Source organism: Streptomyces noursei ATCC 11455 (assembly GCF_001704275.1).
GTDB classification, from domain to species: domain Bacteria; phylum Actinomycetota; class Actinomycetes; order Streptomycetales; family Streptomycetaceae; genus Streptomyces; species Streptomyces noursei.
On record NZ_CP011533.1, the window covers coordinates 7,985,732 to 8,008,657 of the forward strand.

A 22,926-nucleotide genomic window follows, 5' to 3' on the forward strand; every position below is an offset into this window, starting at 1 on the left:
TCGCCTTGGCAAGGGGTGCGCGCCGAGTTCGCCCACCCGGATTCCTGGCCGACCGTCAGGACCGCGACTCCCGCGGCCCGATCGGCGCCCGGGCGCGCGCAGCGGGGCGCGGCCCCCGGCCGCGCCCCGCCGACTGCCCCCGGATCCCGCTACGGCAGGGGGCCGATCACCTGCCCGGACGCGTCCCGCACCGTGATGGCCATCGCCGGGCACACCTCGGCCGCGTCCAACGCCCGCTCGTCCTCGGGGATCTCCTCCCGCACCGCCCGGGCGCGCGGCCCGTCCAGCGCGAACAGCTCCGGTGCGATCGCCGGGCAGGAACCCGAGGCGATGCACAGCCCCGGATCGATCTCCACCTTCCACGTCACCGCGCTCACCACCCCACCGGCAGGACCCGCGGACCGCGCACCAGCATCTGGGTCTTCCACTCGATGTCCCCGGCCACGTGCAGCCCGGGGAACCGGGTGATCAGCGCGGAGAGCGCCTCCTGGAGCTCCAGTCGGGCCAGCGGCGCGCCCAGGCAGTGGTGGACGCCGTGCCCGAAGCCGAGGTGCTGGGTGCCGGTCCGCTGGATGTCCAGCTTCCCCGGGGCGTCGAACCGCAGCGCGTCGCGGTTGGCCGCGCCCACCGCGACCAGTACGGGCTCGCCGGCCCGCACCAGCGTGCCCCCGACATCGATGTCCTCCGTGGCGTACCGCGCCTGACCCGCACCGCTCCCCAGGGGCACGAACCGCAGTAACTCCTCCACGGCGCCCCCGATCAGCTCGGGCTGCTCCCGCAGCAGGGCCAGCTGCTCCGGGTGGTCCAGCAGCGCCAGTACGAAGTTGGGGATCTGGGTGGCGGTGGTCTCGTGCCCGGCGACCAGGATGCCGACGCACAGATCGACCAGTTCGAGCTCCGTCAGCCGGTCGTCGACATCGCGCGCGTCGATCAGCGCGGTCATCAGGTCGTCCTGCGGATGCTTCCGATGCTGCGCGATCAACTTCCCCATGTACGCCCGGAGTTCCTCGCGATTGGCGTCGAACTCCTCGGCCGTCAGGGAACTCGTCGACAGGGCGGCGTCGCTCCAGGCCCGGAACTGCGGCCGGTCCTCGGTCGGCACCCCCAGCAGCCGGCAGATGACCGCCACCGGGATGGGCAGGGCGTACCGGTCGACCAGGTCGGCCGGCGGCCCGGCCGCCTCCAGCTCGTCGAGCAGCTCCCGGGTCAGCTCCCTGACCTGTGGCCGAAGTCTTTCGACCTGACGGACCGTGAACGCCTTGGCGACCAGGGTGCGCAGTCGGGTGTGATCGGGTGGGTCCATGCTCAGGATGCCGCTGTCACGGCTTCCCTCGGACTGCCGCGGCTCGTCGTGCTTGACGCTCTCGGCCCGGCTGAAGCGCTGGTCGCCCAGGACGAACCGGGCCTCGGCGTACCGCGTCACGAGCCAGGCGGGCTCGCCGTATGCCAACTTGACCTTGAGAAGACCGGGGCGACTGCGCACCCGCTCGTACTCTGCCGAAAGATCGAGGCTCTCAGCGATATTGAAGGGGTAGGAGACGGGTGCTGTGCCGGCTGTGGTCACGGTGACCTCCCTTGTGTAAGCACCTGCTTACAACGGTAGGACGTGCGCTCGGGGCGGTCAACGATGGATTGTGGCCGTCGTCATGGCCGGCACGGCGGGCCACGGTGGTCATCCGACGGACCGACGGAAAGGGGAGTGGCGATGCGGGAGGCAACGCGGGAGGTCGCGGCGCGGCCGGCGGGGGAGGCCCGGCGGGGCGGCGCCGGCGAGCAGCGCCGGGACGCACAGGGCACCCGGCGGCTGTTGCTCGACGCCGCCTCGGAACTCTTCGCCGAACGCGGCTACGAGCGCGCCACGGTCCGCGACATCGCGGCCCGGGCCGGCGTCAACCAGGCCCTGCTGTTCCGCTACTTCGGGTCGAAGAAGGCGCTGTTCGGCGAGGTGATGGCGCGCGGCGGTCAGGAGCAGCTGCGCAGCACCCCCGCCGAGCGACTCTTCGACGTCGCACTGCGCGGCATGCTCGCCGAGGGCCGCGGCCCCGGCGCCGACCGGTCGCTGGAGGTCTGCCTCCGCTCCATCGGCGGCAGCGACGAAATCGCCGAGGCGCTGCGGGGACTTGGCGACGAGTACGCCGAGGTGCTGGCCACCCTCTCGCGGGCCGAGGACGGCGCGCTGCGCGGCGATCTGGCGCTGTCCTGGCTGCTGGGCATCGGCCTGATGCGCGTGGTGGTCGGAAAGGAGCCACTGGCCAGCGCCGATCCGAACACCGTCTCGCGCCTGGTCGGGGAGGCCCTGGGCACCCTGCTGGAAGGACTGCCGAAGGCGGAGTGACGCCGTGCGGCAGGGATGTGCTCGGGGTGGCGCGGCCGGTGCTGCGTTCCGGTGACCCTCCGGCGGGTCTCCGCACAGGGCTGGATGGCCGACCTATTGTCGCGATTGCAGCAGAATGTTCCTTTTCTGCCCAGCTGAGTAAAGGTGGAACAATGCTTCGTTCGATTCCTCGCGGGCTTGCGGTGGCCGGCCTCGCCGCGGCCACCCTGGTGGTCCCGGCGGCGGGCGCCGCCACCGCGACGACCCCCAGCAGCGCGCACACCACGCTGTGCCCCGCCCACAGCCGGTGCCACGCCAAGCCGGCCCGCCACCACGGCAAGGGCGGCAGCCACGAAGGCCGGCACGGGCGCGCCCGTTACGACGACGGTTACGGGCGCAGCAGCGAGCACCGTCGCTACGACGACGACTACGGCCGCCGGGACGACGACTACGGCCGCCGCGACGACGACGGCGGCCGTCGCAGCGACTCGGGTCGGCGCGACGACGACTCCGGGCGCCGTAGCGACGGCGGGCGCCGCGGCGACTCGGGTCGGCGCGACGACGACGGCCGCGAGGAGTCGGCCCGCCTCGCCGACGGCCTGGGCCGGCACGGCCTCCTCGGCCTCGACTTCCTCGGGCTGCTCTAGTCGTCGAGTTCCAGCGCGTCGCCACCCCAGTGGGCCCGGGTCCGGCACCCGGGCCCACCGGCATGAGGAGGCGCCACCCTCCCCGGCCGTGCCGTCACGGGTGTGCGAGCGGCCGCAATCCGCCGTGCACCGGTGTCAGTTCGCTCGCGTACCGGGCCGGCGGCACCGGAAGGGTGCGGCGCGGCGGCAGCACGTCCGGCGCCCGGTGCGGCCGCAGCGCGGTCAGCGCCATCTCGGTCTCCTCCATCAGTGCCCGGTAGGACACCAGTCGCTGCCATTCGGGATCGGCGACCCCGGGCACCGTCGCGCACCGCTCCGTCCAGATCTGCACCAGCCCCGCGTACACGGGGGTCTGCCGGACGACCTCGGCGTTGATCCGCGGCGGCGCGGGTGCGACCTCCGTGCCGGGCGGCAGGGACGGGTCCATCGGAGGGCGGGGGACGAAGGCGGTTCGGCCATGGCCGGCAACGGTGACGGATGAGGGAACACTCATGGCCGTTGAAACGATGCGTCCCGACGATCGGTCACTGCGGATACGCCCGGTCGGCCCCGCATACCCCGTCTCATAACATCCCAAAGCACTGCGCGCGATGCAGGGAATATCACCTCTTACAGTGATCTCTCATTGAGAACCGGACCAACACCGGCCAAAAGGCGTTGACGCTGACATGGAACCGAGGGAGTTGTGGGAGCGCCACGCGGTACTCGCACAGGCGTTTTGCATCAGCGATGACGAGGTCCGCCGGACGCAAGGACTCCTCGACGAGGCCGAGGCCCGCCGCTCGCGGACCCTGGCCGCCTTCGCGGTGACCGTGGGCAGCGACGAGGTGGTCGCCGATCTGCTCGGCCTCGACGCCCGCGAAGTGCGCCTGGCCCGCCGTACGGTCGGCAAGGACGACGCCCGTGCGGTGGCCAAGAGCCTGCTCGACGAGTCCGCCAGGGAGCGCCGCGCCGCCCGTCGGGCCGACACCTCGGAGCGGCCGGAGCGGCCGGAGCAGAACCGGTCCATCTCGCCGGCCGCCGCGGCCGCCGCGGCCGCGGCCGCCGCAGCCGCGATCGGCAACGGCTGGCCCCGGGCCACCACCGCGGGCAGCGCGTCCACCATCCCCGTCGCCCCGGCCGCCCCGCCGGACGCCACCCGCATCCCCCCGCGCCCGGCCGCGCCCGCGCCCATGCCGCCGCCCGCCCCCACGCCCCCGCCCGTCACCGAACCGGCCTGGTCACCGGCGCTGGACGCGGTCCTGGTGCACAGTCACCACACCGGCGCCGACCTCTCGGCGCTCGCCGCCGAACTGGGCCTGGACGTGGCGATCCTGGCCGCCCGCGCCCACCAACTCGCCGCCGAGTCCCACACCGCCCGCCCCACGGCACCGGACCGCATCGGCCGCCACCGACGGATGGCCGACGCCCAACCCACCGCCCCGGCCGACGCCGGCCACCAGCCCCGCACCGAGGCTCCACCGCCCCACTCCCCGTACGAGCCGCACGCCACCTGGGCGTCGCCCGGCCACCCCGCCGCGTGGGCGGCGCCACAGGATCCCTATGCCTCCTGGACGCCACAGGAGGCCCACGCCGCCTGGTCATCCCCACCGCCACCGGTGGCGGCGGCGCCCACCTGGGATCCCAGCGCCGTCACCGTCGCCCAGCACGACTGGGACGGCATCCTCAGCCAATGGGAGGCCGCCAGCGCGCCGTACACCTCCAGTCCGGGGCAACAATTCCCCTGACCCCGGGCGGCCCGCGCCGCCGCCCGCGAACACCCGTTCCCACCGTCTCCCGGTCATCGCCTAAAGTGGTGCGCGAGCCGTGACTGGCGCTTGGGTGGAGTACCACCGGGAAGCGGCTCGGCCACTTCGGCCAATGCCGTGCGCCTGGGCGATCCCGTACGACGTACGACGCTCAGGAGGCGCCATGTCGCAGACCACGTCCCCCACCGCCCGCCTGATGGACGGCAGCGCGCTCGCCCGTCGGATGGTCGGGGAGGCCGCCGAGCGCGCCGCGGCACTCGCCGCGCGCACCGGCCGGGCGCCGTGCCTGGCCACCGTCCTCGTGGGCGACGACCCGGCCTCGGTCACCTACGTCCGGATGAAGCGCAACCGCTGCGCCGAGGCCGGCGTCCAGTCGCGGCACATCGCGCTGCCCGCCGACACCACCACCGCCCAACTCGTCGACACCATCGGCGAGTTGTCGGACGACTCCGGTGTGCACGGCATCCTGCTCCAGCACCCGGTCGGTCCGCACATCGACGAGCGCGCGGCCTTCGAGGCCATCGCCCCCGAGAAGGATGTCGACGGGGTCACCGCGCACTCCTTCGCCGCGATGAGCCTCGGCATGGACGGCTTCGCGTCCTGCACCCCCGGCGGCATCATGCACCTCCTGGACCACTACGACGTCGATCTGACCGGCAAGCACGCGGTGGTCGTCGGGCGCAGCGCGATCCTCGGCAAGCCCGTGGGGATGCTGCTGCTCGGCCGCGACGCCACCGTCACCTACTGCCACTCCCGCACCACCGACCTCGCCGCCCACACCAGGGAGGCCGATGTGCTGATCGCCGCGGTCGGCCGTCCCCGCTTCCTCCACGGCGACCAGCTCAAGCCCGGAGCCGTCGTCATCGACGCCGGCTACAACCCCGGCAACGTCGGCGATGTCGACTTCCCGTCCGCGGCGGCGGTCGCGAGCCTGATCACCCCCGTGCCCGGAGGTGTCGGCCCGATGACCATCGCCACCCTGCTCACCCAGACCGTCGACGCGGCCACCCGGCAGCTGGGGGCGGCGGGCTGAGGCCCGATCACGCCACCGTGACCGTGGCCTTCCAGAGCAGGACATGGTGTGCGCAGAGCGAGCCGGGGGAGGCGTGACAGGTCCGCCGCGCGGTGAGCGTGGCGGTGCCCCGTCCGGCCGCGACGAAGCGTCCGGTGGTGCCGCCGGCCGGTGTCACGCCGGCCGCCGTGCGCCGGAGCACCGCGGTGCCGCCGGCGACCGGAGCGCTCCAGGCGTAGGTCGTGCCGCCGGTGCGCTCACCGGTGAGCCGGACCTCGATCACGTCCCCGGTGTGCACGGTGAGCGTCCGGCCGTTGTCCGCGTCGGCGAGCAGGACGCCGTGGGCCGGGGTGGCCCGGACCGCACGGGGGAGGGCCGGGCCCGGCGCGGCCGGCGCCGTGGCGGAGGCCGTTCCCATGCCCAGTGCCGCACTCGCGGCGCACGCCGCGGCCAGATACCTCGTCGCCTTCATGGGACTCCAAATGCCGGAAGAGGACCGTCGGTCGAGAGCCGGGCGCGGGCGCGGCCCGGTCGTCCGCGCGGTGGCGCCGTCATGCTCTCAGGCGGGGCGGCCCGGTGGTATCAGCAGAAAGAGTGAACGGCGGCGGGGGTGGGCGGGTTGATCCGGTCAGGGTGAGGCCCGGTGCGGGGCTCGGCGTGATGCCGGTTCGATGCTGGTTCGGCGCCTGGGGTGTTGCCCCGCGCGCGGGGTGTGCGCGCAGGTCACGGGCCCGGTGGGTAGCATTCCCTGCCGCCGCAGCTGCCGGCTCATGCTCATGTCATACGGGGGGTTTGCTCTTACATGTTCGGAATCGTCAGGCCCTGTTCCCATCGGCTGACCCAAGGGCTCAAGACCGAGTGGATGGCCCACTTGTGCGGCCTGTGTCTGGCGCTGCGCGCCGACCACGGCCAGTTCGCACGGATCGTCACCAACTACGACGGCCTGATCGTCTCGGTGCTGACCGACGCCCAGTCCGGCCGGACCGAACTCCGACGCCGCACCGCCGGCCCCTGCCCCCTGCGCGGGATGCGGACCGCCTCGGTCGCCCAGGGGGAGGGCGCGCGCCTCGCGGCGTCGGTGTCCCTCGTCCTCGCCTCGGCGAAGATCCGTGACCACGTCGCCGACGGGAACGGGGTGCTGCGCCGCCGTCCGATGGCCGCCGCGGCGCGCCGGGTCGCCGCGGGCTGGGACCGGGCCGGGGCCCGCACCGGCGCCGCGCTCGGCTTCGACACCGCCGTCCTCGTCGACGCGGTGGACCGGCAGTTGGGCATCGAGGAACTGGCCGGCCCGGGGACGCTGCTGACGGTGATCACCGAGCCGACCGAGACGGCCACCGCCGCGGCCTTCGCACACACCGCGGTGCTGGCGGGCCGGCCCGGCAACGCCGCGCCGCTGGCCGAGGCCGGCCGGCTCTTCGGTCGACTGGCCCACCTCCTCGACGCCGTGGAGGACCGTGCGGCGGACGCCGCCGAGGGCGCCTGGAACCCGATCACCGCCACCGGCGCCGGCCTGGCCGAAGCCCGCCGGCTGTGCGACGACGCACTGCACGGCATCCGACTGGCGCTGCGCGACGTGGAGTTCACCGACTCGGCCCTGGTCCATGTGCTGCTGGTGCACGAACTGCGGCGCTCGGTGGACCGCGCCTTCGGGACGTCGTCCTGCTCCCACCAGGGCCACGGCGCGACGCCCGGCCCCTACGACCCGCAGGGCGGGAACCCGTACGCCAACAATCCCTATGCCGACAATCCCTACGGGAACAATCCCTACGGGAACCCGTACGGGAACGGGGGCGTGCCCAACGGGGGTTCCCCGTACGGGCAGCCGCCGGTCGGCGGTCCGTACGCCGGTGGTCAGCAGCATCTGAACGTCCCGCAGGCCCCGGCCGGCGGCGGGCCGGTTCCGCCCGGCGGCTCGGGCGGTGGCTACGGCGGCGGGGACGGCGGACCGGGCGGCGGCGACGGCCGGTCGCCGCACTTCCCGCAGCCGCCGAAGAAGCCGCGCGGCTTCTGGGCGGGCTGCGCGGTGGCCATCGGGCTGTGCTGCACCTGCAAGGTCTGCTGCGCGTCGGAGTTCGAGGGGCCGTGGTCGCGCAAGACGCGCGAGGGCTGCTGCCACAGCTGCGACTGTTGCGACTGCTGCAACTGCGGTGACGGCTGCGGCTGCTGCTGCGACAGCTGTGACTGTTGCGATGGCTGTGGCTGCTGCGACTGCTGAGCGGCGGGGCGCGCGGGAAAAGCAGGGGTGGGGTCCGCGACGGGAGTGTTACCGTCGGGCCCCTGTCACCGCGCCCTCGGACCGTGGCGCCGGATCGCGCCGGTCGTCGGCCCCGCACCCAGAACGGAACTGTCGTGAGCACCACCTGGACCACCCGCTCCGAGACGCCCGAGGACGCCGCCGCGATCCGCGGGATCAACCTCGCGGCGTTCCCCTCAGCCGAGGAGGCCGACCTGGTGGACGCCCTGCGCGCGGACCCGGAAGCCTGGATCGACGGCCTCTCCCTGGTGTCCCGGGCGCCGGACGGCACCCCCGCCGGGCACGCCCTGCTCACCCGCTGCCACATCGACGGCCGGCCCGCGCTGGCGCTGGCTCCGTGTGCGGTACTGCCGGCCCACCAGCGCCGGGGCGCCGGGGCGGCCGCCATCCGCGCCGCGCTCGACGCCGCCCGGGCGCAGGGCGAGGGCCTGGTGGTGGTCCTCGGTCACTCCGACTACTACCCGCGGTTCGGCTTCGTCCCGGCGTCCCGCTTCGGCATCCGGGCCCCGTTCGACGTGCCCGACGAGGCGCTGATGGCCCTCGTGCTGGACGCGTCCCACGCCGTGCCGAGCGGAGTGATCCGGTACGCGGCGGCGTTCGGGGTCTGACGGTCCATCAGGGTCCGGTGTGCCGACGGGGCGTGCCCGGCCGCCGGCCGCGGACGGGCACATCCCGGACACCGGGCGGAGCCGGGCTCTACGCGGCGTCCCAGGTGACGGGGAGGCGCTGCACCCCGTGCATGGAGAGGTCGTTGCGCAGCGGCACCTCGTGCGGCGGCACGGCCAGCCGCAGCGTAGGGAAGCGGGTGAGCAGCGCGGGGAAGGCCACGCGCATCTCGACGCGGGCCAGCTGCTGGCCCAGGCACTGGTGGATGCCGTGCCCGAAGGCGAGATGGCCGGTGGCCTTGCGCCGCAGGTCCAGGCGGTCCGGGTCGGGGAAGCGCTGCGGGTCGCGGTTGGCGGCCTGGAGGGAGACGGTGACCGACTCCCCGGCCCTGATCGACTGCCCCTCCAGCTCGATGTCCTCCAGCGCCGCCCGGACCCCGGTGTGGGCGATGGTGAGGTAGCGCATCAGCTCCTCCACCGCCTGCTCGGCGAGACCGGGATCGGCGCGCAGGGCGTCGGCCTGGTCCGGATGGGTCAGCAGGGCGAAGGTGCCGAGCGAGATCATGTTCGAGGTGGTGTCCAGCCCCGCGCCCAGGAGGAAGCTCCCGAGGCCGGCCAGCTCCTCGTCGGTGAGGTCGGTGCCGGTCAGGTCGCTGAGCAGATCGTCGGTGGGCCGGGCGCGCTTGGCGCGCACCAGCTCCCCGACGAACTCCTGGAGCGCGGCCATGGCGGCGTACTGCTCCTCCACCGACCCCTCCGTGCTGGACGCGGTCATGGCGTGCTGCTGGAAGCGCGCGCGTTCGGCGTAGGGCACTCCGAGCAGTTCGCAGATCATCAGCGCCGGAACGGGGTGCGCGAAAGCCTTCACCAGGTCGACCTGCGGGCCCTGTCGCTCCATGGCGTCCAGGTGCTCGGCGGTGATCTGCTCGACGCGTGAGGTCAGCTCGCGCATCCGACGGACCGTGAACTTGCCCATGAGCAGCCGCCGGTAGCGGGTGTGGTGCGGCGGGTCGATGCCGGTCAGGTCGCCGACCGTGGCCGGCGGGAGCTCCACGGCCGCTGTGCCCGGGAACGGCATGTGCATCAGCTCGTAGCGCGAACTGAAGCGGTGGTCGGCGGCCACCGCACGGGCCACGGAGTACCCGGTGGCCAGCCAGCCGAGGTGCCCGTCGGGGTAGCGCATCCGGCGGAGCGGTTGTTCCTCGCGCAGTTCCGCAAGTTCGGCGGGCGGGGCGAAGGGGCATCCCGCGGGGCGGGTGATCGGCAGCTCGGTGAGCGGTTCCCGCGCCGGCCGCGCGGCCGGCGCTGACGAGGGCGCCGACGGTGCCGAAGACGTCGTGGGGGTTGCGGGTTCGTGTGACATGGGTCAAGTCCTTCCGTGTGCAACGCAGTTGGATGGTCGCGTGGAGTGGTCGGGGTGTGGCGTGCCCGGGGCGCGGCGGAGTCGTCGGGCCCGGTCAGCGCTTGGCGTGGCGGCGGAAGGCGATGCGCGCCCACCCGTAGCCGGCCAGGGCGAGGCCGACGCACCAGGCGAGGGCGGCCATCCCGCTGTTGCCGATCGGCGTGCCCGTCAGCAGGCCCCGCACGGTCTCGTTGATCGGGGTGAAGGGCTGGTACTCGGCGAACCAGCGGATTCCGGCCGGCATGGACTCCGGCGGGACGAAGGCGCTGCCCAGGAAGGGCAGGAAGGTCAGCGGCATCGGGGCGTTGCTCGCCGATTCGACGGTCCTGGCCACCAGCCCCATCGCGGCGGCCAGCCAGGTGAGGGCGAAGGTCAGCAGGGCGAGCAGGCCGATCGCGGCGATCCAGTCGAGGGGGGTGGCGTGCGGGCGGAAACCGATGGCCAGTGCGACGGCGATGACCAGGGTGAGGCTGACCATGGTCTGGACGACGCTGCCGACCACATGACCGGTGAGCACCGAACCGCGCGAGATCGGCATGGTGCGGAAGCGGTTGATGATTCCCTCGGTCATGTCGGTGCACACCGACACCGCGGTGGCGACCGCGCCCGAGGTCGCCGCCATCAGGATGATCCCCGGCGCGAGGTAGTTGATGTACCCACTCCGGTCGTCCGCGCCGTTCGGGAGCCCGATGCCGCTGCCGAGCGCTCCGCCCAGGACGTAGACGAACAGCAGCATCATCAGGATGGGCATGGCGACGATCGAGATCGTCATGGACGGATAGCGCCGCGCGTGCTTGAGGTTGCGCCGCAGCATCGTCATCGAGTCGCGCAGCGCGTACGAGGGGGTGCTCATCGGGCGTTCTCCATCCGGGAGTCGGGTGACCGGCGGGTCCGCGGGGACCGCTCGTCGTGCTGCGGACGGCCGGTGAGGGCGAGGAAGACGTCGTCGAGGTCGGGGGTGTGCACGGTGAGGGACTCGGCCTGCAGCGACGCGGTGTCCAGGGCGTCGAGGACGGCGCGCACGGTGGGGATCCGGCCGTCGCCGGGGATCTGCAGGGAGAGCGCGTCGCGGTCCGGTGTGGCGGCGCCGAAGAGGGCGGCGGCCGACTCCAGACCGTCGAGGCCGGCGAACTGGAGGCGGATGTGACCGCCGGGCATCCGGCGCTTGAGCTCGTCCGCGGTGCCCTCGGCGACCAGCTTGCCGCGGTCCAGGACCGCGATGCGGTCGGCGAGTTGGTCGGCCTCGTCCAGATACTGGGTGGTGAGGAAGATGGTCACGCCGTCGTCGGCCACCAGACTGCGGATGATCTCCCACATGGTCCGGCGGCTGCGCGGATCGAGTCCGGTGGTCGGCTCGTCCAGGAAGATGATGCGAGGGTCGCCGACCAGGGTCATCGCCAGGTCGAGCTTGCGGCGCATACCGCCCGAGAAGGTGGCGACGGGCTTGGTCGCGGCGTCGGTGAGGTCGAAGCGGCGCAGCAGTTCGGCGGCGCGGCGACGGCCTTCGCGGCGGTCGAGATGGTGCAGGTCCGCCATCAGGAGGAGGTTCTCCCGGGCGTTGAGGAGGTTGTCCAGCGCCGCGAACTGGCCGGTCACGCCGATCGCGGTGCGCACGGCGTCGGGTTCGCGGGTGATGTCGTGGCCCGCCACGCGCACCTGGCCGGCGGACGCCGACAGGAGTGTGGAGAGGATCTGGACCGTGGTGGTCTTGCCTGCGCCGTTGGGCCCCAGCAGGGCGAAGACCGTGCCTTCGGGGATGGTCAGGTCGATCCCGTCGAGCACCACCTTGTCGCCGTAGGACTTGGCGAGCCCGACGGCCGAGATCGCCGCGGGGCGGGTGGGGGTGCGGAGGGTCGAGGTCATGGCGGCGGACGCCGCATGAGGCGTGAGGTCCATGACGCCATCATGGCACACATGTGGCGCCACTGCGAGAGTGCTGGCGTCAAATGTGTGCCGTGATGGCGTCGAGCGGGCGATCGTGTCGCGTTGTCGGGGCTTTCGTGGGGTGTGACCTGGGTGCGTCCTGGGTGTGTGAGTCGGCGTCAGGTGGATGGTGGTCGGAGTGGGGTGCCTTGTGGTGCCTGTGATGTGTGCCCGGCGTGGGTGGTTGGCGCGGCCGGCGCTATGCGTGGTGCCATGATGACGTCAGATGTGGCGTCGCAGGTCGTGCGCTCGCTGCCGTCATCGTCGCGGCCTGGTCGCCGGCCTCGCGGGGGCGAGCCCGGCCGCCTCGACGGGCGTCGGACAGGCCCTAGCCCTCCGGGTAGAAGACGAACAGCGTGCAGCCCGTCGTCGTCTGCGGGACGTGCCAGGATCCGGCCGGCGCGTGGATGAACGAGCCGGCCGGATAGTCCCGTTCGCCGTCGTTGAAGACGCCCGAGACCACGAACACCTCCTCCGGGCCCGGCTCGTGGACGTCGATGCCCTCCCAGCAGGTCTGCGGATCCATCTCCAGGACCTGGGCCTTGGCGCCGTTCTCCGCGCTCCACAGGGGACGGGACCGGATGCCGGGAAAGATCTCGTGCACCGGTGCGTCCGCCAGCGCGGTCCACACGTAGCCGGCCTGTCCGTTTCCTGCGTTCTCTTTCGTAGCCATGCGGACAGCCTCGTCGGTCGGCGCCGACCGGCCGAGTGTCAGGAATGACATCCTGAGGTACTTTTCTGCCATGCCTGCCGTCCATCGTGTCGTCGCACTCGTCCGCCCGCCGCAGTCCACCTTCGAACTGGGCTGTGTGGCCGAGGTGTTCGGGATCGAGCGGCGCGGGGTCGCGGTCCGGTACGTCTTCGGGGTGTGCACCGAGGACCCCGGCCCGGTGGCCACGCTCGCCGGGTACGACATGCTCGTGCCGGACGGGCTGACCGTGCTCGACCGGGCGGACACCATCGTCCTCCCCGGGTGGCTGCCTCCGGAGGAGCCGCCGTCACCCGCCGTCGTCCGGGCGCTGCGCCGGGCGCACGACCGCGGGGCGCGGGTGGTCAGCATCTGCTCCGGCGCCTTCGCGTTGGCGCACGCCGGGCTGCTGGACGGGCGGCGGGCGACCACCCACTGGGCGCGCGCCGGTGAACTGGCCGAACGGTTCCCGGCCGTCCGGGTGGACCCGGACGTGCTGTACGTGGACCACGGAGACGTCGCGACCAGCGCGGGCTCGGGGGCGGGCATCGACCTGTGCCTGCACCTCGTCCGCGCCGACCACGGGGCCGGCTACGCGGCGCAGGTCGCCCGGAGCATGGTCATGCCGCCGCATCGCGAAGGCGGTCAGCTCCAGTTCACGGCCCCACCGCACCCCGTCCAGATGGACGGTTCGCTGGCGCCGCTCCTGGAGTGGACGACCGCCCGGCTCGACGAACCGCTCACGGTCGAGGAACTGGCCGCGCACGAGGGCGTATCGGCCCGGACGCTGGCCCGCCGCTTCACCGACCAACTCGGCGCGAGCCCCGGGCAGTGGCTGCTCGCCCAGCGCATCACCGCGGCCCGGGAACTCCTGGAGTCCACCGACCTCCCGCTGGACGCCGTCGCCCGCCGCGTCGGCCTCTCCTCGGCCACCAACCTCCGCCGACGCTTCCTGCGCGCCCTGGGGACGACGCCGGGCGCCTATCGCCGGGCGTTCCGGGCGGCGGCGTAGCGCGACGCACCGGGGGGAGGCGGTCTCCCGCGACCTCGGCCCCTGCTGCGGGCCCTGGTCGCCTTCGTGGACGGCGTCGCGGTCGGCCGCCGCACGGGGCGTGGCCGCCGGCGTCAGTGCGCGCGGCCGGCTTCCGTGTGGGTGAGCACCATCCGGAACCGTGCCGTCCCGGAGAGCATCCGCCCGTACGCCTCGTTGACGTTGTCCAGCGGCATGGTTTCGATCATCGGGCGGATCCCCTGGAGGACGCAGAACTCCAGGGTGTCCTGGACGTCCTGCGCGGTGCCGGAGGGGTGGCCGCGGACGACCCTTGCGCGCATCAGGAGTTGGGTGGGGGTGAGGCGCAGCGGTTCGGTGTCCGCGCCGATGACCACCAGTTCGCCGCGGTGCGCCAGGCCGTCCACGGTCGCGGTGATGGCGGCGGAGTTGGCGGCGGTGGCCAGCACCACCTGTGCGCCGCCGAGCGACTGCAGCGCGTCCGCGACGGCGGTGCCGGCGGTGCTGTCGACGTAGTGGTGCGCGCCGAGCTGCTTGGCGAAGTCCGCCTTGTCGGCGCCGCGGGCGATCGCGACCGTCTCGAAGCCCATGGCGACGGCGAACCGCACGCCCAGGTGCCCCAGGCCGCCGAGGCCCAGTACGGCGACCAGATCGCCCGGCCGGGCCGAGCTGCGCCGCAGCCCGTTGTAGGTGGTGACCCCGGCGCACGCCATCGGGCCCGCGTCGGCCGCCGCCAGGCCGTCGGGGATCCGCGCCAGCGCATCGGCCGGGGCGATCACCTGCTCGCCGAACCCGCCGTCGTACGCCCAGCCCGGCACCTTCAGCTGTTCGCACACGATGAAGTCGCCCTGCCGGCAGGGCGTGCAGTGGTGGCAGCTGCCGCCGAACCAGCCCACCGTGACCCGGTCGCCCACCTTCCAGCCGTTGTCCGTGCCCTCGCCGACCTCCTCGATGCGGCCGGCGATCTCATGACCGGGCACCACCGGGAAGTGGACGCCCGGCAGCACGCCGTCGACGAACATGGCGTCGCTGTGACAGACCCCGCAGGCGTCCACGGCGATGCGGACGTGCCGTGGTCCCGGCCGCGGCACCGCCCGCTCGACGATCTCGAAGGGTGCGCCGACGGCACCGACCTGCGCGACTCGGTAGCTGCTCATCTGGATCTCTCCCACATGGACGTGCCGGCCGCCCGGACCTGCCGGCGCGGTCGCGCCACGTGCCGTCGGCTCTGCCACCTGCCGGCGCTGTGACGCGTTGGTGCAACGGCCTCCTGTCACCAGCACACCAGCTCCGGGCCGATCACGCGCGCCGAGCGGGCGGCGGCGGTTGGTGGCGGAGGGGTCACCGTGGGTGGGGGCCGGTGCGGCGCCGATCGAAGGAGGCGAGGGTGTTGCCCGGGAGGAGAAACGCGTCCAACGTGACCGGATTGGCGGGAAGTAGCCCTGTGCCCGCCGCACCCCGCCGCTCCCGCACAGTCGCACCCGTTACCCTGACCGCCGCGTGTGGACCGGCCCGGCCGGGCGGGAGGGTCGGCCGGGCCGGTCCGCCGCACGGCCCGGCACGTACCCGAGAAGGACACGCTCACCATGCCACTCAAGCGCCCGCACCAGCACCGCGACGCCAGCCGCAACCTCGCCGTCAACCCGGTCTTCAGCCGGCAGCCGGTCCACGTCCCCCGGTACGAGCTGCCGGCCGACGGCATGGACCCCGACACCGCCTACCAGATCGTCCACGACGAACTCATGCTGGACGGCAACGCCCGGCTCAACCTCGCCACCTTCGTGAGCACCTGGGCCGAGCCGCAGGCCCAGCGGCTGATGGCCGAGTGCGCCGAGAAGAACATGATCGACAAGGACGAGTACCCGCAGACCGCCGAGATCGAGGCGCGCTGCGTGCACATGCTCGCCGACCTGTGGCACGCCCCCGACTCCCATGCCGCGGTGGGCTGTTCGACGACCGGGTCCAGCGAGGCGGCGATGCTCGCCGGGCTGGCGCTCAAGCGCCGCTGGCAGCAGCGCCGGCGCGCCGAGGGCAGGTCCACCGAGCGCCCCAACATGGTGATGGGCATCAACGTCCAGATCTGCTGGGAGAAGTTCGCCAACTACTTCGAGGTCGAGCCGCGCTACGTGCCCATGGAGGGCGACCGGTTCATCCTCTCCCCGGAGCGGGCCGTCGAGCTCTGCGACGAGAACACCATCGGCGTCGTCGCCGTCCTCGGCTCCACCTTCGACGGCGCCTACGAACCGGTCGCCGAGATCTCCGCGGCCCTCGACGACCTCCAGGAGCGCACCGGCATCGACGTCCCGCTGCACGTCGACGGCGCCTCCGGCGCGATGATCGCGCCCTTCCTCGACCCCGAACTCGTCTGGGACTTCCGGCTCCCGCGGGTCGCCTCCATCAACACCTCGGGCCACAAGTACGGCCTGGTGATGCCCGGTGTCGGCTGGGCCCTGTGGCGGGACGCCGACGCGCTCCCCGAGGACCTGGTCTTCCACGTCAACTACCTCGGCGGCGACATGCCGACCTTCGCGCTGAACTTCTCCCGGCCCGGCGCCCAAGTCATCGCCCAGTACTACAACTTCCTGCGCCTGGGCTTCGAGGGCTACCGCGCCGTCCAGCAGACCAGCCGGGACGTCGCCACCCGGATCGCCGCCGAGATCGCCGGGATGGGACCGTTCACGCTGCTCACCGACGGCAGCCAACTCCCCGTCTTCGCCTTCCGGACCAGCGACGACGTCACCAACTTCACCGTCTTCGACGTCTCCGCCGCGCTCCGCGAACGCGGCTGGCAGGTCCCCGCCTACACCTTCCCCGCCAACCGCACCGACCTCGCGGCCCTCCGCGTCGTCGTCCGCAACGGCTTCGGCCACGACCTCGGCGACCTGTTCCTGGAGGACCTCCGCCGGGTCCTGCCGCGCCTGCAGGCCCAGCAGCGCCCGCACCGCGACGCCGCCGACGCCGGCGGCTTCGCCCACGGCGCGGAGAACAAGCAGGCCGGCCGCCCGGTCATCCCGGAGCAGACGGTCCGCGACTGACCGCGGTCGGTCACGCACCGGCCGCCGCGCCGGGCCGGGGGCGCAGGTCCGTCGTCCACAGCCCCTGCCCAAACCGGCCCGACTCGGTCACGCTGGTGGGGAGGGGGTGCTCCGGCCGGATCCGGCCACGGTGGCGGAAGGGAGCTGACGGCCATGTCGACGATCGCCGCGGAGTACCGGCCGGTACGGGTCGAGGCGGACCTGGACGAGCCGCTGTCCCGCTGGCTCTGGGCGGTGAAGTGGCTGCTCCTCCTGCCGCACCACTTCCTGCTGACCGCCCTGGGCATCGGCTTGCTGATCGCCACCGCGCTGGCGTTCCCGGTGATCTTCTTCACCGGGCGCTACCCCCGGTGGCTGTTCCTCTACTCCACCGGCGTGCTGCGCTGGGCCTGGCGCGTGGCCTACTACTCCTACGGAGCGCTGGCCACCGACCGCTACCCGCCCTTCACCCTCGGCGCGGTCCCCGACTACCCCGCCCGCCTCTTCATCGACCGCCCCGAGCACCTGCCCCGCGGCCCGGGGCTGCTCCTGTCGCGGCTGCGCGCCCTCCCGCAGCTCCTGCTGGTGGCGCTCGTCGGCCTGGTCTTCCGGCTCGTGTGGTGGATCGGCGGGCTGTCCGCCGTCCTGGCGCTGGTGGCCCTGACGATCCTGGTCCTCAGCTCACCGGCCGCCGCGCTGCTCCGCACCGGGCACTACCCGCGGAGCCAGTTCCGCAGCCTCGTCGCCTTCGACCGCTGGGCGATACAGGTCCTGGCCTACCTCTTCTTCCTGACCGACGCCCTCCCGCCGCTGCGGCCCGAGCACGCCGCCCGCCGCGGCGGGCGCCTGCAGAACTACCTGCGCAACCGCCACCACCGGCCGCCCGGCGGCCGCGCCCCGGCGGTCAGTGCCCGCTGAGCCGCCCGGCCACGCAGGGGTCCTCGTCGCGGTAGCCGAGGCGGGTGTAGAGCCGGTCGGCGGGGGTGTTGTCGGCGAGCTGCCACAGGGTGCAGAAGCCGTACCGGCGGACGGCGTAGCGGGTCAGCCACGACGTCAGGGCCGCCCCCAGGCCCTGGCCGCGCTGGGCCGCGTCGGTGGCGACCGACGCCATCAGCGGGGCGCCGCTGTCCCGCAGGCTGCTCAGCGCTCCGCACGCCACCAGCCGGCCGTCCGTGCCACGGATCCCGGTCCACAGGCTGACGTCCGCGGAGCCGGGCCCGGTGGAGTGGGCCGGGCTGTGCTCGGTGAGGAAGGCGAGCAGCTCGTCGTGGTGCGTCTCGTCCAGCGGGACCACCCGCTCCTCCGCCGGATGGGCCGGCGGCTCGGCCAGCGTCCACCGGAAGTCCCAGGCGATCGGGTCGGTCACCGCAAGGTGCCGACCGAGCAGCGTCTCGGTGCCCCGCGGCGCGGTGAACTCCCGCACCGCGTCCGGGAGTCGATGGGTGGCGCGAAGGACGAGACCGGCCGCCGCGGTCGGCTCGCCGACGCTCCAGAGATGGCCGCGCGGCTCGTCGAGCCAGGCAACCGCACCCTCGCCGGACCAGCTGATCCGGCCGGCCGGGCGGGGTCGCGCGGCGCCGAAACGCAGCAGCGCGGAGCCGCTCTGCGACTCCAGGCCCTGGGTGAACAGGTCCGTGGTCCGGGGGAGAAGAGTCGTCGCCTGCATCGCTCTCGGGGGGAAGAAATCGCTCGGGGAGGGGCGGACGTACGGGCAGGATCCGCGCACGGCGCGGCCTGAACCGTCGTTCGGGGATGGGGAATGTCAGAATTCCGGCGGCCACCGCCGCACACGGCGAAGCGCCCGGCCGACCGGAGGGCCCACTGTCGCACACCGCCCCCGGCCCGGGGCAAATCAGCCCACGTCAGCCGCTCCCGAGCCGCCTCCGGCGCGTCCTAACCGCCCGGTAGCCAGGCCGTCTGCACCAGCTGAACACCCCGTTTACGGGTGATGAACCGCGCCCGCCCCGGCGGCAGCTTCACCGGGCGGTACGGGCCGACCAGCGCGCCCTCCGCGGGGTCGCCGGAGAACAGCAGGGCCTGCGCGCCCAGCTCCACGGTGCGCTGCAGCACCGGTTCGAAGGCCGCCCGGCCGGCGCCGGCGGTGCTGCGCGCCAGGATCAGGCGCAGACCCAGGTCACGGGCGAACGGCAGGTACTCCAGCAGCGGCTGCAGCGGGTTGCCGCTGCCGGTCGCCACCAGGTCGTAGTCGTCGACGATCACGAACGCGTCCGGCCCGTCGTACCAGCTGCGGTTGCGCAGCTGCTCCGGCGTGACGTCCGGCCCCGGCATCCGACGGCCCAGCGTCTCGGCGAGGCCGGCCACCGCCTCCTTCAGCCGGGGCGCCGAGGCGCAGTACTCGACGACGTGGGCGTCGGGCAGGTCGCCCAGCAGCGACCTGCGGTAGTCGGAGACCACCATGAGCGCCTCCTTGTCCGGATGGCGCGCGGCGAGCTGCCGGGTCAGCAGTCGCAGCAGCGACGACTTGCCCGACTCCGTCTCGCCGTAGACCACCAGCAGCGGATCGCTCTCGAAGTCGACGTGGACGGGGGCCAGCGCGACCTCGTCGATGCCGAACGGGATACCGGGCGGGCGCCCGCCCGACGCGCCCACCACCGCCGGCAGCTCGGCGGCCGGCAGCATCGACGGCAGCATCCGGACCGGCGGCGCCCCCGGACCCGACCAGTGCGCACGCACCGTCGAGGCCAGCTCGCCCAGCGCGACGCCCAGGTTGTCGCTCTCGGTGACGCCGTCCACCCGGGGCAGCGCGGTGAGGAAGTGCAGACGCTCCGGCGACAGACCGCGGCCGGGCCGGTCGGCCGGCACGTTGGTCGCCCGCCGCCGGTCGATCTCCGACTCCAGCGGATCCCCCAGCCGCAGCTCGACCCGGTTGAGCAGCAGATCGCGCAGCGCCGGCCGGAGCTCGCTGTACCGGGAGGCGCTGAGCACCAGATGGACGCCGAAGGCCAGACCGCGCCCGGCGAGGTCGAGCAGGGTGCCCTCCAGCTCCTCGAAGTCCGACCGGAGCGAGGAATAGCCGTCGACGACCAGGAAGACATCGCCCCACGCCTCCTCCGGGAATTCCCCGGCGGCCCGGCGCTGCCGGTAGGTGGCCATCGTGTCGATGCCGTGCGCGTGGAAGAACTCCTCGCGGCGCTCCAGGAGGCCGGCGACCTCGGCGACCGTACGGCGCACCCGGTCGGGTTCCAGCCGCGAGGCGACCCCGCCGACGTGCGGCAGCTCCGCCAGGTCGAGCATCCCGCCCCCGCCGAAGTCCACGCAGTAGAACTGCACTTCGCGCGGGGTGTGGGTGAGCGCGAACGTGGCGATCGTCGTACGCAGCGCGGTCGACTTGCCGCTCTGCGGGCCGCCGACGAACAGCCCGTGCCCGCCCGCACCGGTGAAGTCCAGGAACATCACCTCGCGGCGCTGCGCGAACGGCGCGTCGACCACCGCGACGGGCACCGCCAGCCGGCCCGACGCGGCGAACGAGGCCGCGTGCAGGCCGCGCTCGGCGGTGACCGCCAGCGGCGGCAACATCTGGTCGACCGTCGGCGGCACGTCCAGCGGTGGCAGCCACATCAGGTGCGCCACCGGGCCCTGGCCGATCAGCCGTCCGACCAGGACGTCCAGCACGCTCTCGAAGGGTGCGTCAGCGTGGCCCACGGCCGCCCCGTCCTTCCCGGGCGCCCGGTGGGTGGCGGAGACGTACGCGCCCTTGAACCGGATCATGGCCTCGCTGCCGTACCGGAGGAGGCCGGCGCCCGGCGTGCTCGGCAGGTGGTAGGCGTCCGGCACCCCGATCGCCGCCCGCGACTCCGCCGCGGAGAACGTCCGCAGCCCGATCCGGTACGACAGGTGGCTGTCCAGGCCGCGCAGCCGGCCCTCGTCCAGGCGCTGCGAGGCGAGCAGCATGTGGACGCCGAGGGAGCGGCCGATCCGGCCGATCTGGACGAAGATCTCGATGAAGTCCGGATTGGCCGCCAGCAGCTCGCTGAACTCGTCGACCACGATGACCAGCGACGGCATCGGCTCCAGGGGCGCCCCCGCGGCCCGGGCCCGTTCGTAGTCGGTGAGATTGGGGTGGTTCCCCGCGAAGCGCAGCAGTTCCTGCCGGCGCTGGAGCTCGCCGGTGAGCGCGTCCCGCATCCGGTCGATCAGGGCGACGTCGTCGGCGAGATTGGTGATCACCGCCGCCACGTGCGGCAGTTCCGCCATCCCGGCGAACGTCGCGCCGCCCTTGAAGTCCGCGAGGACGAAGTTCAGGTCCTCGGAGGAGTGGGTGACGGCCAGCGCCAGCACGAGGGTGCGCAGCAGCTCGGACTTGCCCGAACCGGTGGCGCCCACGCACAGGCCGTGCGGGCCCATCCCGCCCTGGGCGGCTTCCTTGAGGTCCAGGAAGGCCGGCCGGCCGTCCTGCCCGAGCCCGATCGGCACCCGCAGCCGCTCCTCGGGCGGGCGCCGCCGCCGCCACAGCCGGGACACCTCGAAGCTCCCCGGATCGCCGATCTCCAGCAGTTCGACGAACGACAGCTCGTCCCGGTCCGCGCGGGCCGCGGCGACCGGCTCCGCCGTCGCGAACCGTGCCCAGCCGCCGCGGGCCCGCGCGCCCAGCTCCGCGGCGGCCGCCGCCAGGTCGTGCACCGCGGAGACCCCGTCGGTGCGCGGCAGCGCGATGTGCACGTACCGCTTCTCGGCCCGGTCGTTGCACAGCGCCACCCCGGGCGTGGCCGGGGTCAGCCGGGCGGCCAGCTCCGGGTGGATCAGCGACTCGTCGGGGGAGCTGAGTGCCAGCTCGAAGCGGCTCAGCATCACCTCCAGCAGCGGCCGGGGGACCGCCGGCCAGCGGGAGGTGCTCAGCACGAGGTGCACCCCGTGGCGCAGGCCGGTGGCCCCGATGCCGCGCAGTGCCACCGCGAGGTCCTGGAAGTTCTCGGCGAACTCCGGCCAGCCGTCGACGACCAGGAAGAGGTCGCCGACGGGCTGGTCGGCGAGCTGCCCGCGGGCCCGCGCGCCGCGGTACGCCTCGATGGAGTCGATCGCCGGCAGCCGTTCGAAGTCGTTCTCCCGGCGGGTGTTGAGCGCCACCGCCTGGGCGACCATCCGGTGCACCCCGTCCGGGTCCTGACGCTGGGCGAAGCCGCGGACGTGCGGGAGGTGCTTGAGCCGACGGAGCCCGCCACCGCCGAAGTCGATGCAGTGGAACTCGACCTCGTGCGGGGTGTGGGTCAGCGCGAGCGAGGTCACCAGCGTCTGCAGCAGCAGGGTCTTGCCGCTGCGCGGCCCACCGGCCACGGCCACGTGCCCGGCGCCCCCGGAGAGGTCCACGTAGTGGGTCTGGACCCGGCGGCCCTCGGCCCGGTGCGACCGGCCTATCGGCGTGACCAGCCGGCCGTTGTCCCGCCACGTCTCGGGCATGAGGCCGCGGTCGTGGGTCACCACCAGCGGTGGCAGCAGCTGGTCCATGGTGGCGAGCGGGGCTGGGCCGTCGGTCTCGGTCAGGCCCGGGAACGGCCGGTGCGCGTGCGGGGACGCCTTGGACAGCCGCAGTCGGCTGCCGCCCTGGATGTCGCTGCCGAAGAAGGTGGGCTTCTGCTCGTGCGTGCGGGCCACGGTGTCGGACACGTACTGGTACAGCTCCTGCGCCGTGACCCAGCCGTCCTCGTCGAGGTCGGCCCGGCCGGTGTGCAGGCCCTCGATCACGGCGCGGGTGAAGACCGAGCTCCATGCGGCGGGGCCGCCGCCCGGGGTCTCGTCCTCGACGGCCTCCTGGACGGAGTTGGCGGCGGTGATCACATAGCTGCCGCGATGGTCCACGAACTGCCGGGGGATGTCGTCGAGTTCCGCATCGCCCTTGGACATCCCGAACGCGCCGGAGAAGCAGCAGTCCAGCAGCGCGACCTTCTGCCGCGCCCGGCTGTACTCCATCGACTCCTTGATGAACTCCGCCGAGACCGAACTGGCCCGGATCATCTCGCGGTTGGTCCGCACGGTCGCGAAGTGCAGCCGCCCCCGGGTGTCCTTCAGCCCGTGGCAGGACAGGTAGACCAGGGCGAGGTCGACCTCGCGGTCCATGAAGAGCCGTTCCACGGCCTCCTCGATGACCGCCTTGGACTCGTCGACCAGAACCTGCACGGAGTCGAACTGGCCGATGTCGGGGTCTTCGAGGAGCGTCGCCAACTTGCGGGCGTCGTGGACCGGCGACCGCAGCTGGGGCAGCGAGTCGTCGAGATAGCGCTCGGTGGCGATCAGCAGGGCGCGGCGGTCACCCACGGGACGCTCCCGCGGACCGCCGCGCCAGGCCGGGCCCGGC

General features: G+C 73.4%; 20 protein-coding genes and 1 riboswitch. Of the genes, 9 read left to right on the top strand and 11 right to left on the bottom strand.

Annotated elements, in window-relative coordinates; all coding sequences use genetic code 11:
- Positions 1-149: 149 nt before the first annotated feature.
- Together SNOUR_RS34115 and SNOUR_RS34120 are read right to left on the bottom strand one after the other, a co-directional pair.
- Entirely contained in the window at positions 150-377 is a 228-nt protein-coding gene (locus SNOUR_RS34115) for a ferredoxin (RefSeq protein WP_376738557.1), read from the bottom strand.
- Positions 374-1,564 carry a cytochrome P450 gene (locus SNOUR_RS34120; RefSeq protein WP_067354806.1) on the bottom strand — a complete coding sequence of 397 codons (1,191 nt, stop codon included), beginning with the start codon at positions 1,562-1,564 and terminating at the stop codon, positions 374-376. Before SNOUR_RS34120 ends, SNOUR_RS34115 begins: the two co-directional genes overlap by 4 nt.
- A 141-nt stretch (positions 1,565-1,705) precedes the next feature.
- Here SNOUR_RS34120 and SNOUR_RS34125 point away from each other — a divergent pair, with 141 nt between their 5' ends.
- Together SNOUR_RS34125 and SNOUR_RS47525 are read left to right on the top strand one after the other, a co-directional pair.
- On the top strand, positions 1,706-2,335 hold the full coding sequence (locus SNOUR_RS34125; protein ID WP_067359011.1) for a TetR/AcrR family transcriptional regulator: 630 nt from the start codon (positions 1,706-1,708) through the stop codon (positions 2,333-2,335).
- 152 nt (positions 2,336-2,487) lie between these two features.
- Positions 2,488-2,961: a hypothetical protein gene (locus SNOUR_RS47525; protein ID WP_174717924.1), complete on the top strand. Its 474-nt coding sequence runs from the start codon at positions 2,488-2,490 to the stop codon at positions 2,959-2,961.
- A 94-nt stretch (positions 2,962-3,055) separates the two neighbouring features.
- Here SNOUR_RS47525 and SNOUR_RS34135 read toward each other — a convergent pair whose 3' ends face one another.
- The gene (locus SNOUR_RS34135) at positions 3,056-3,454 is read right to left on the bottom strand and encodes a hypothetical protein (RefSeq protein ID WP_067354808.1); all 399 of its coding nucleotides are present in this window, start codon (positions 3,452-3,454) and stop codon (positions 3,056-3,058) included.
- 175 nt (positions 3,455-3,629) lie between these two features.
- Between SNOUR_RS34135 and SNOUR_RS47530 the strand changes: the two genes are divergently transcribed.
- Positions 3,630-4,688 (top strand): hypothetical protein, encoded by a 1,059-nt coding sequence (locus SNOUR_RS47530; protein ID WP_174717925.1) that lies wholly within the window; start codon positions 3,630-3,632, stop codon positions 4,686-4,688.
- Positions 4,689-4,757: 69 nt separating this feature from the next.
- Positions 4,758-4,845, top strand: a riboswitch (ZMP/ZTP riboswitch).
- Between the two features lie 27 nt (positions 4,846-4,872).
- Positions 4,873-5,742, top strand: a complete 870-nt coding sequence (locus tag SNOUR_RS34145; RefSeq protein ID WP_067354815.1) for a bifunctional 5,10-methylenetetrahydrofolate dehydrogenase/5,10-methenyltetrahydrofolate cyclohydrolase — start codon at positions 4,873-4,875, stop codon at positions 5,740-5,742.
- 7 nt (positions 5,743-5,749) lie between these two features.
- Here SNOUR_RS34145 and SNOUR_RS34150 read toward each other — a convergent pair whose 3' ends face one another.
- A complete protein-coding gene (locus SNOUR_RS34150; RefSeq protein WP_067354817.1) occupies positions 5,750-6,193 on the bottom strand; it encodes a hypothetical protein in 444 nt (147 codons plus the stop codon).
- A 330-nt stretch (positions 6,194-6,523) separates the two neighbouring features.
- Between SNOUR_RS34150 and SNOUR_RS34155 the strand changes: the two genes are divergently transcribed.
- Together SNOUR_RS34155 and SNOUR_RS34160 are read left to right on the top strand one after the other, a co-directional pair.
- Entirely contained in the window at positions 6,524-7,936 is a 1,413-nt protein-coding gene (locus SNOUR_RS34155; protein WP_067354818.1) for a DUF5685 family protein, read from the top strand.
- A 134-nt stretch (positions 7,937-8,070) separates the two neighbouring features.
- The gene (locus SNOUR_RS34160; RefSeq protein WP_067354820.1) at positions 8,071-8,583 is read left to right on the top strand and encodes a GNAT family N-acetyltransferase; all 513 of its coding nucleotides are present in this window, start codon (positions 8,071-8,073) and stop codon (positions 8,581-8,583) included.
- 88 nt (positions 8,584-8,671) lie between these two features.
- Here SNOUR_RS34160 and SNOUR_RS34165 read toward each other — a convergent pair whose 3' ends face one another.
- From SNOUR_RS34165 to SNOUR_RS34180, 4 genes are all read right to left on the bottom strand, one after another.
- Positions 8,672-9,943, bottom strand: coding sequence for a cytochrome P450 (locus SNOUR_RS34165; protein WP_079143044.1), 1,272 nt, complete (start codon positions 9,941-9,943; stop codon positions 8,672-8,674).
- Between the two features lie 94 nt (positions 9,944-10,037).
- Positions 10,038-10,835, bottom strand: a complete 798-nt coding sequence (locus tag SNOUR_RS34170; protein ID WP_067354822.1) for an ABC transporter permease — start codon at positions 10,833-10,835, stop codon at positions 10,038-10,040.
- Positions 10,832-11,845, bottom strand: a complete 1,014-nt coding sequence (locus tag SNOUR_RS34175; protein WP_067359013.1) for an ATP-binding cassette domain-containing protein — start codon at positions 11,843-11,845, stop codon at positions 10,832-10,834. The genes SNOUR_RS34170 and SNOUR_RS34175 overlap by 4 nt, the downstream gene beginning before the upstream one ends.
- Positions 11,846-12,233: 388 nt before the next feature.
- The gene (locus tag SNOUR_RS34180; RefSeq protein WP_067359014.1) at positions 12,234-12,578 is read right to left on the bottom strand and encodes a cupin domain-containing protein; all 345 of its coding nucleotides are present in this window, start codon (positions 12,576-12,578) and stop codon (positions 12,234-12,236) included.
- A gap of 70 nt (positions 12,579-12,648) precedes the next feature.
- Between SNOUR_RS34180 and SNOUR_RS34185 the strand changes: the two genes are divergently transcribed.
- Positions 12,649-13,605, top strand: coding sequence for a helix-turn-helix domain-containing protein (locus SNOUR_RS34185; protein WP_067354824.1), 957 nt, complete (start codon positions 12,649-12,651; stop codon positions 13,603-13,605).
- Positions 13,606-13,718: 113 nt separating this feature from the next.
- Here the strand turns inward: SNOUR_RS34185 and SNOUR_RS34190 are convergent, their stop codons facing one another.
- Positions 13,719-14,759 (bottom strand): alcohol dehydrogenase catalytic domain-containing protein, encoded by a 1,041-nt coding sequence (locus SNOUR_RS34190; RefSeq protein ID WP_067354827.1) that lies wholly within the window; start codon positions 14,757-14,759, stop codon positions 13,719-13,721.
- Between the two features lie 429 nt (positions 14,760-15,188).
- Here SNOUR_RS34190 and gad point away from each other — a divergent pair, with 429 nt between their 5' ends.
- On the top strand, positions 15,189-16,637 hold the full coding sequence (gad, locus tag SNOUR_RS34195; RefSeq protein WP_067359015.1) for a glutamate decarboxylase: 1,449 nt from the start codon (positions 15,189-15,191) through the stop codon (positions 16,635-16,637).
- A 153-nt stretch (positions 16,638-16,790) separates the two neighbouring features.
- The gene (locus SNOUR_RS34200; RefSeq protein ID WP_067354833.1) at positions 16,791-17,534 is read left to right on the top strand and encodes a DUF4389 domain-containing protein; all 744 of its coding nucleotides are present in this window, start codon (positions 16,791-16,793) and stop codon (positions 17,532-17,534) included.
- On the opposite strand, the gene SNOUR_RS34205 is transcribed toward SNOUR_RS34200, so the two are convergent.
- A complete protein-coding gene (locus SNOUR_RS34205; RefSeq protein ID WP_067354834.1) occupies positions 17,521-18,282 on the bottom strand; it encodes a GNAT family N-acetyltransferase in 762 nt (253 codons plus the stop codon). The genes SNOUR_RS34200 and SNOUR_RS34205 overlap by 14 nt on opposite strands.
- A gap of 227 nt (positions 18,283-18,509) precedes the next feature.
- Complete coding sequence (gene eccCb, locus SNOUR_RS34210; protein WP_067354835.1) at positions 18,510-22,886, bottom strand: type VII secretion protein EccCb; 4,377 nt, start codon at positions 22,884-22,886, stop codon at positions 18,510-18,512.
- Positions 22,887-22,926: the final 40 nt, after the last annotated feature.

Excerpts from the sequence above, each read along its gene's own strand:
- SNOUR_RS34125 (WP_067359011.1), top strand. The coding sequence starts at position 1,706 with ATGCGGGAGGCAACGCGGGAGGTCGCGGCGCGGCCGGCGGGGGAGGCC.
- SNOUR_RS47525 (WP_174717924.1), top strand. The coding sequence starts at position 2,488 with ATGCTTCGTTCGATTCCTCGCGGGCTTGCGGTGGCCGGCCTCGCCGCG.
- SNOUR_RS34135 (WP_067354808.1), bottom strand. The coding sequence starts at position 3,454 with ATGAGTGTTCCCTCATCCGTCACCGTTGCCGGCCATGGCCGAACCGCC.
- SNOUR_RS47530 (WP_174717925.1), top strand. The coding sequence starts at position 3,630 with ATGGAACCGAGGGAGTTGTGGGAGCGCCACGCGGTACTCGCACAGGCG.
- SNOUR_RS34145 (WP_067354815.1), top strand. The coding sequence starts at position 4,873 with ATGTCGCAGACCACGTCCCCCACCGCCCGCCTGATGGACGGCAGCGCG.
- SNOUR_RS34150 (WP_067354817.1), bottom strand. The coding sequence starts at position 6,193 with ATGAAGGCGACGAGGTATCTGGCCGCGGCGTGCGCCGCGAGTGCGGCA.
- SNOUR_RS34155 (WP_067354818.1), top strand. The coding sequence starts at position 6,524 with ATGTTCGGAATCGTCAGGCCCTGTTCCCATCGGCTGACCCAAGGGCTC.
- SNOUR_RS34165 (WP_079143044.1), bottom strand. The coding sequence starts at position 9,943 with ATGTCACACGAACCCGCAACCCCCACGACGTCTTCGGCACCGTCGGCG.
- SNOUR_RS34170 (WP_067354822.1), bottom strand. The coding sequence starts at position 10,835 with ATGAGCACCCCCTCGTACGCGCTGCGCGACTCGATGACGATGCTGCGG.
- SNOUR_RS34175 (WP_067359013.1), bottom strand. The coding sequence starts at position 11,845 with ATGACCTCGACCCTCCGCACCCCCACCCGCCCCGCGGCGATCTCGGCC.
- SNOUR_RS34180 (WP_067359014.1), bottom strand. The coding sequence starts at position 12,578 with ATGGCTACGAAAGAGAACGCAGGAAACGGACAGGCCGGCTACGTGTGG.
- SNOUR_RS34185 (WP_067354824.1), top strand. The coding sequence starts at position 12,649 with ATGCCTGCCGTCCATCGTGTCGTCGCACTCGTCCGCCCGCCGCAGTCC.
- SNOUR_RS34190 (WP_067354827.1), bottom strand. The coding sequence starts at position 14,759 with ATGAGCAGCTACCGAGTCGCGCAGGTCGGTGCCGTCGGCGCACCCTTC.
- gad (WP_067359015.1), top strand. The coding sequence starts at position 15,189 with ATGCCACTCAAGCGCCCGCACCAGCACCGCGACGCCAGCCGCAACCTC.
- SNOUR_RS34200 (WP_067354833.1), top strand. The coding sequence starts at position 16,791 with ATGTCGACGATCGCCGCGGAGTACCGGCCGGTACGGGTCGAGGCGGAC.
- SNOUR_RS34205 (WP_067354834.1), bottom strand. The coding sequence starts at position 18,282 with ATGCAGGCGACGACTCTTCTCCCCCGGACCACGGACCTGTTCACCCAG.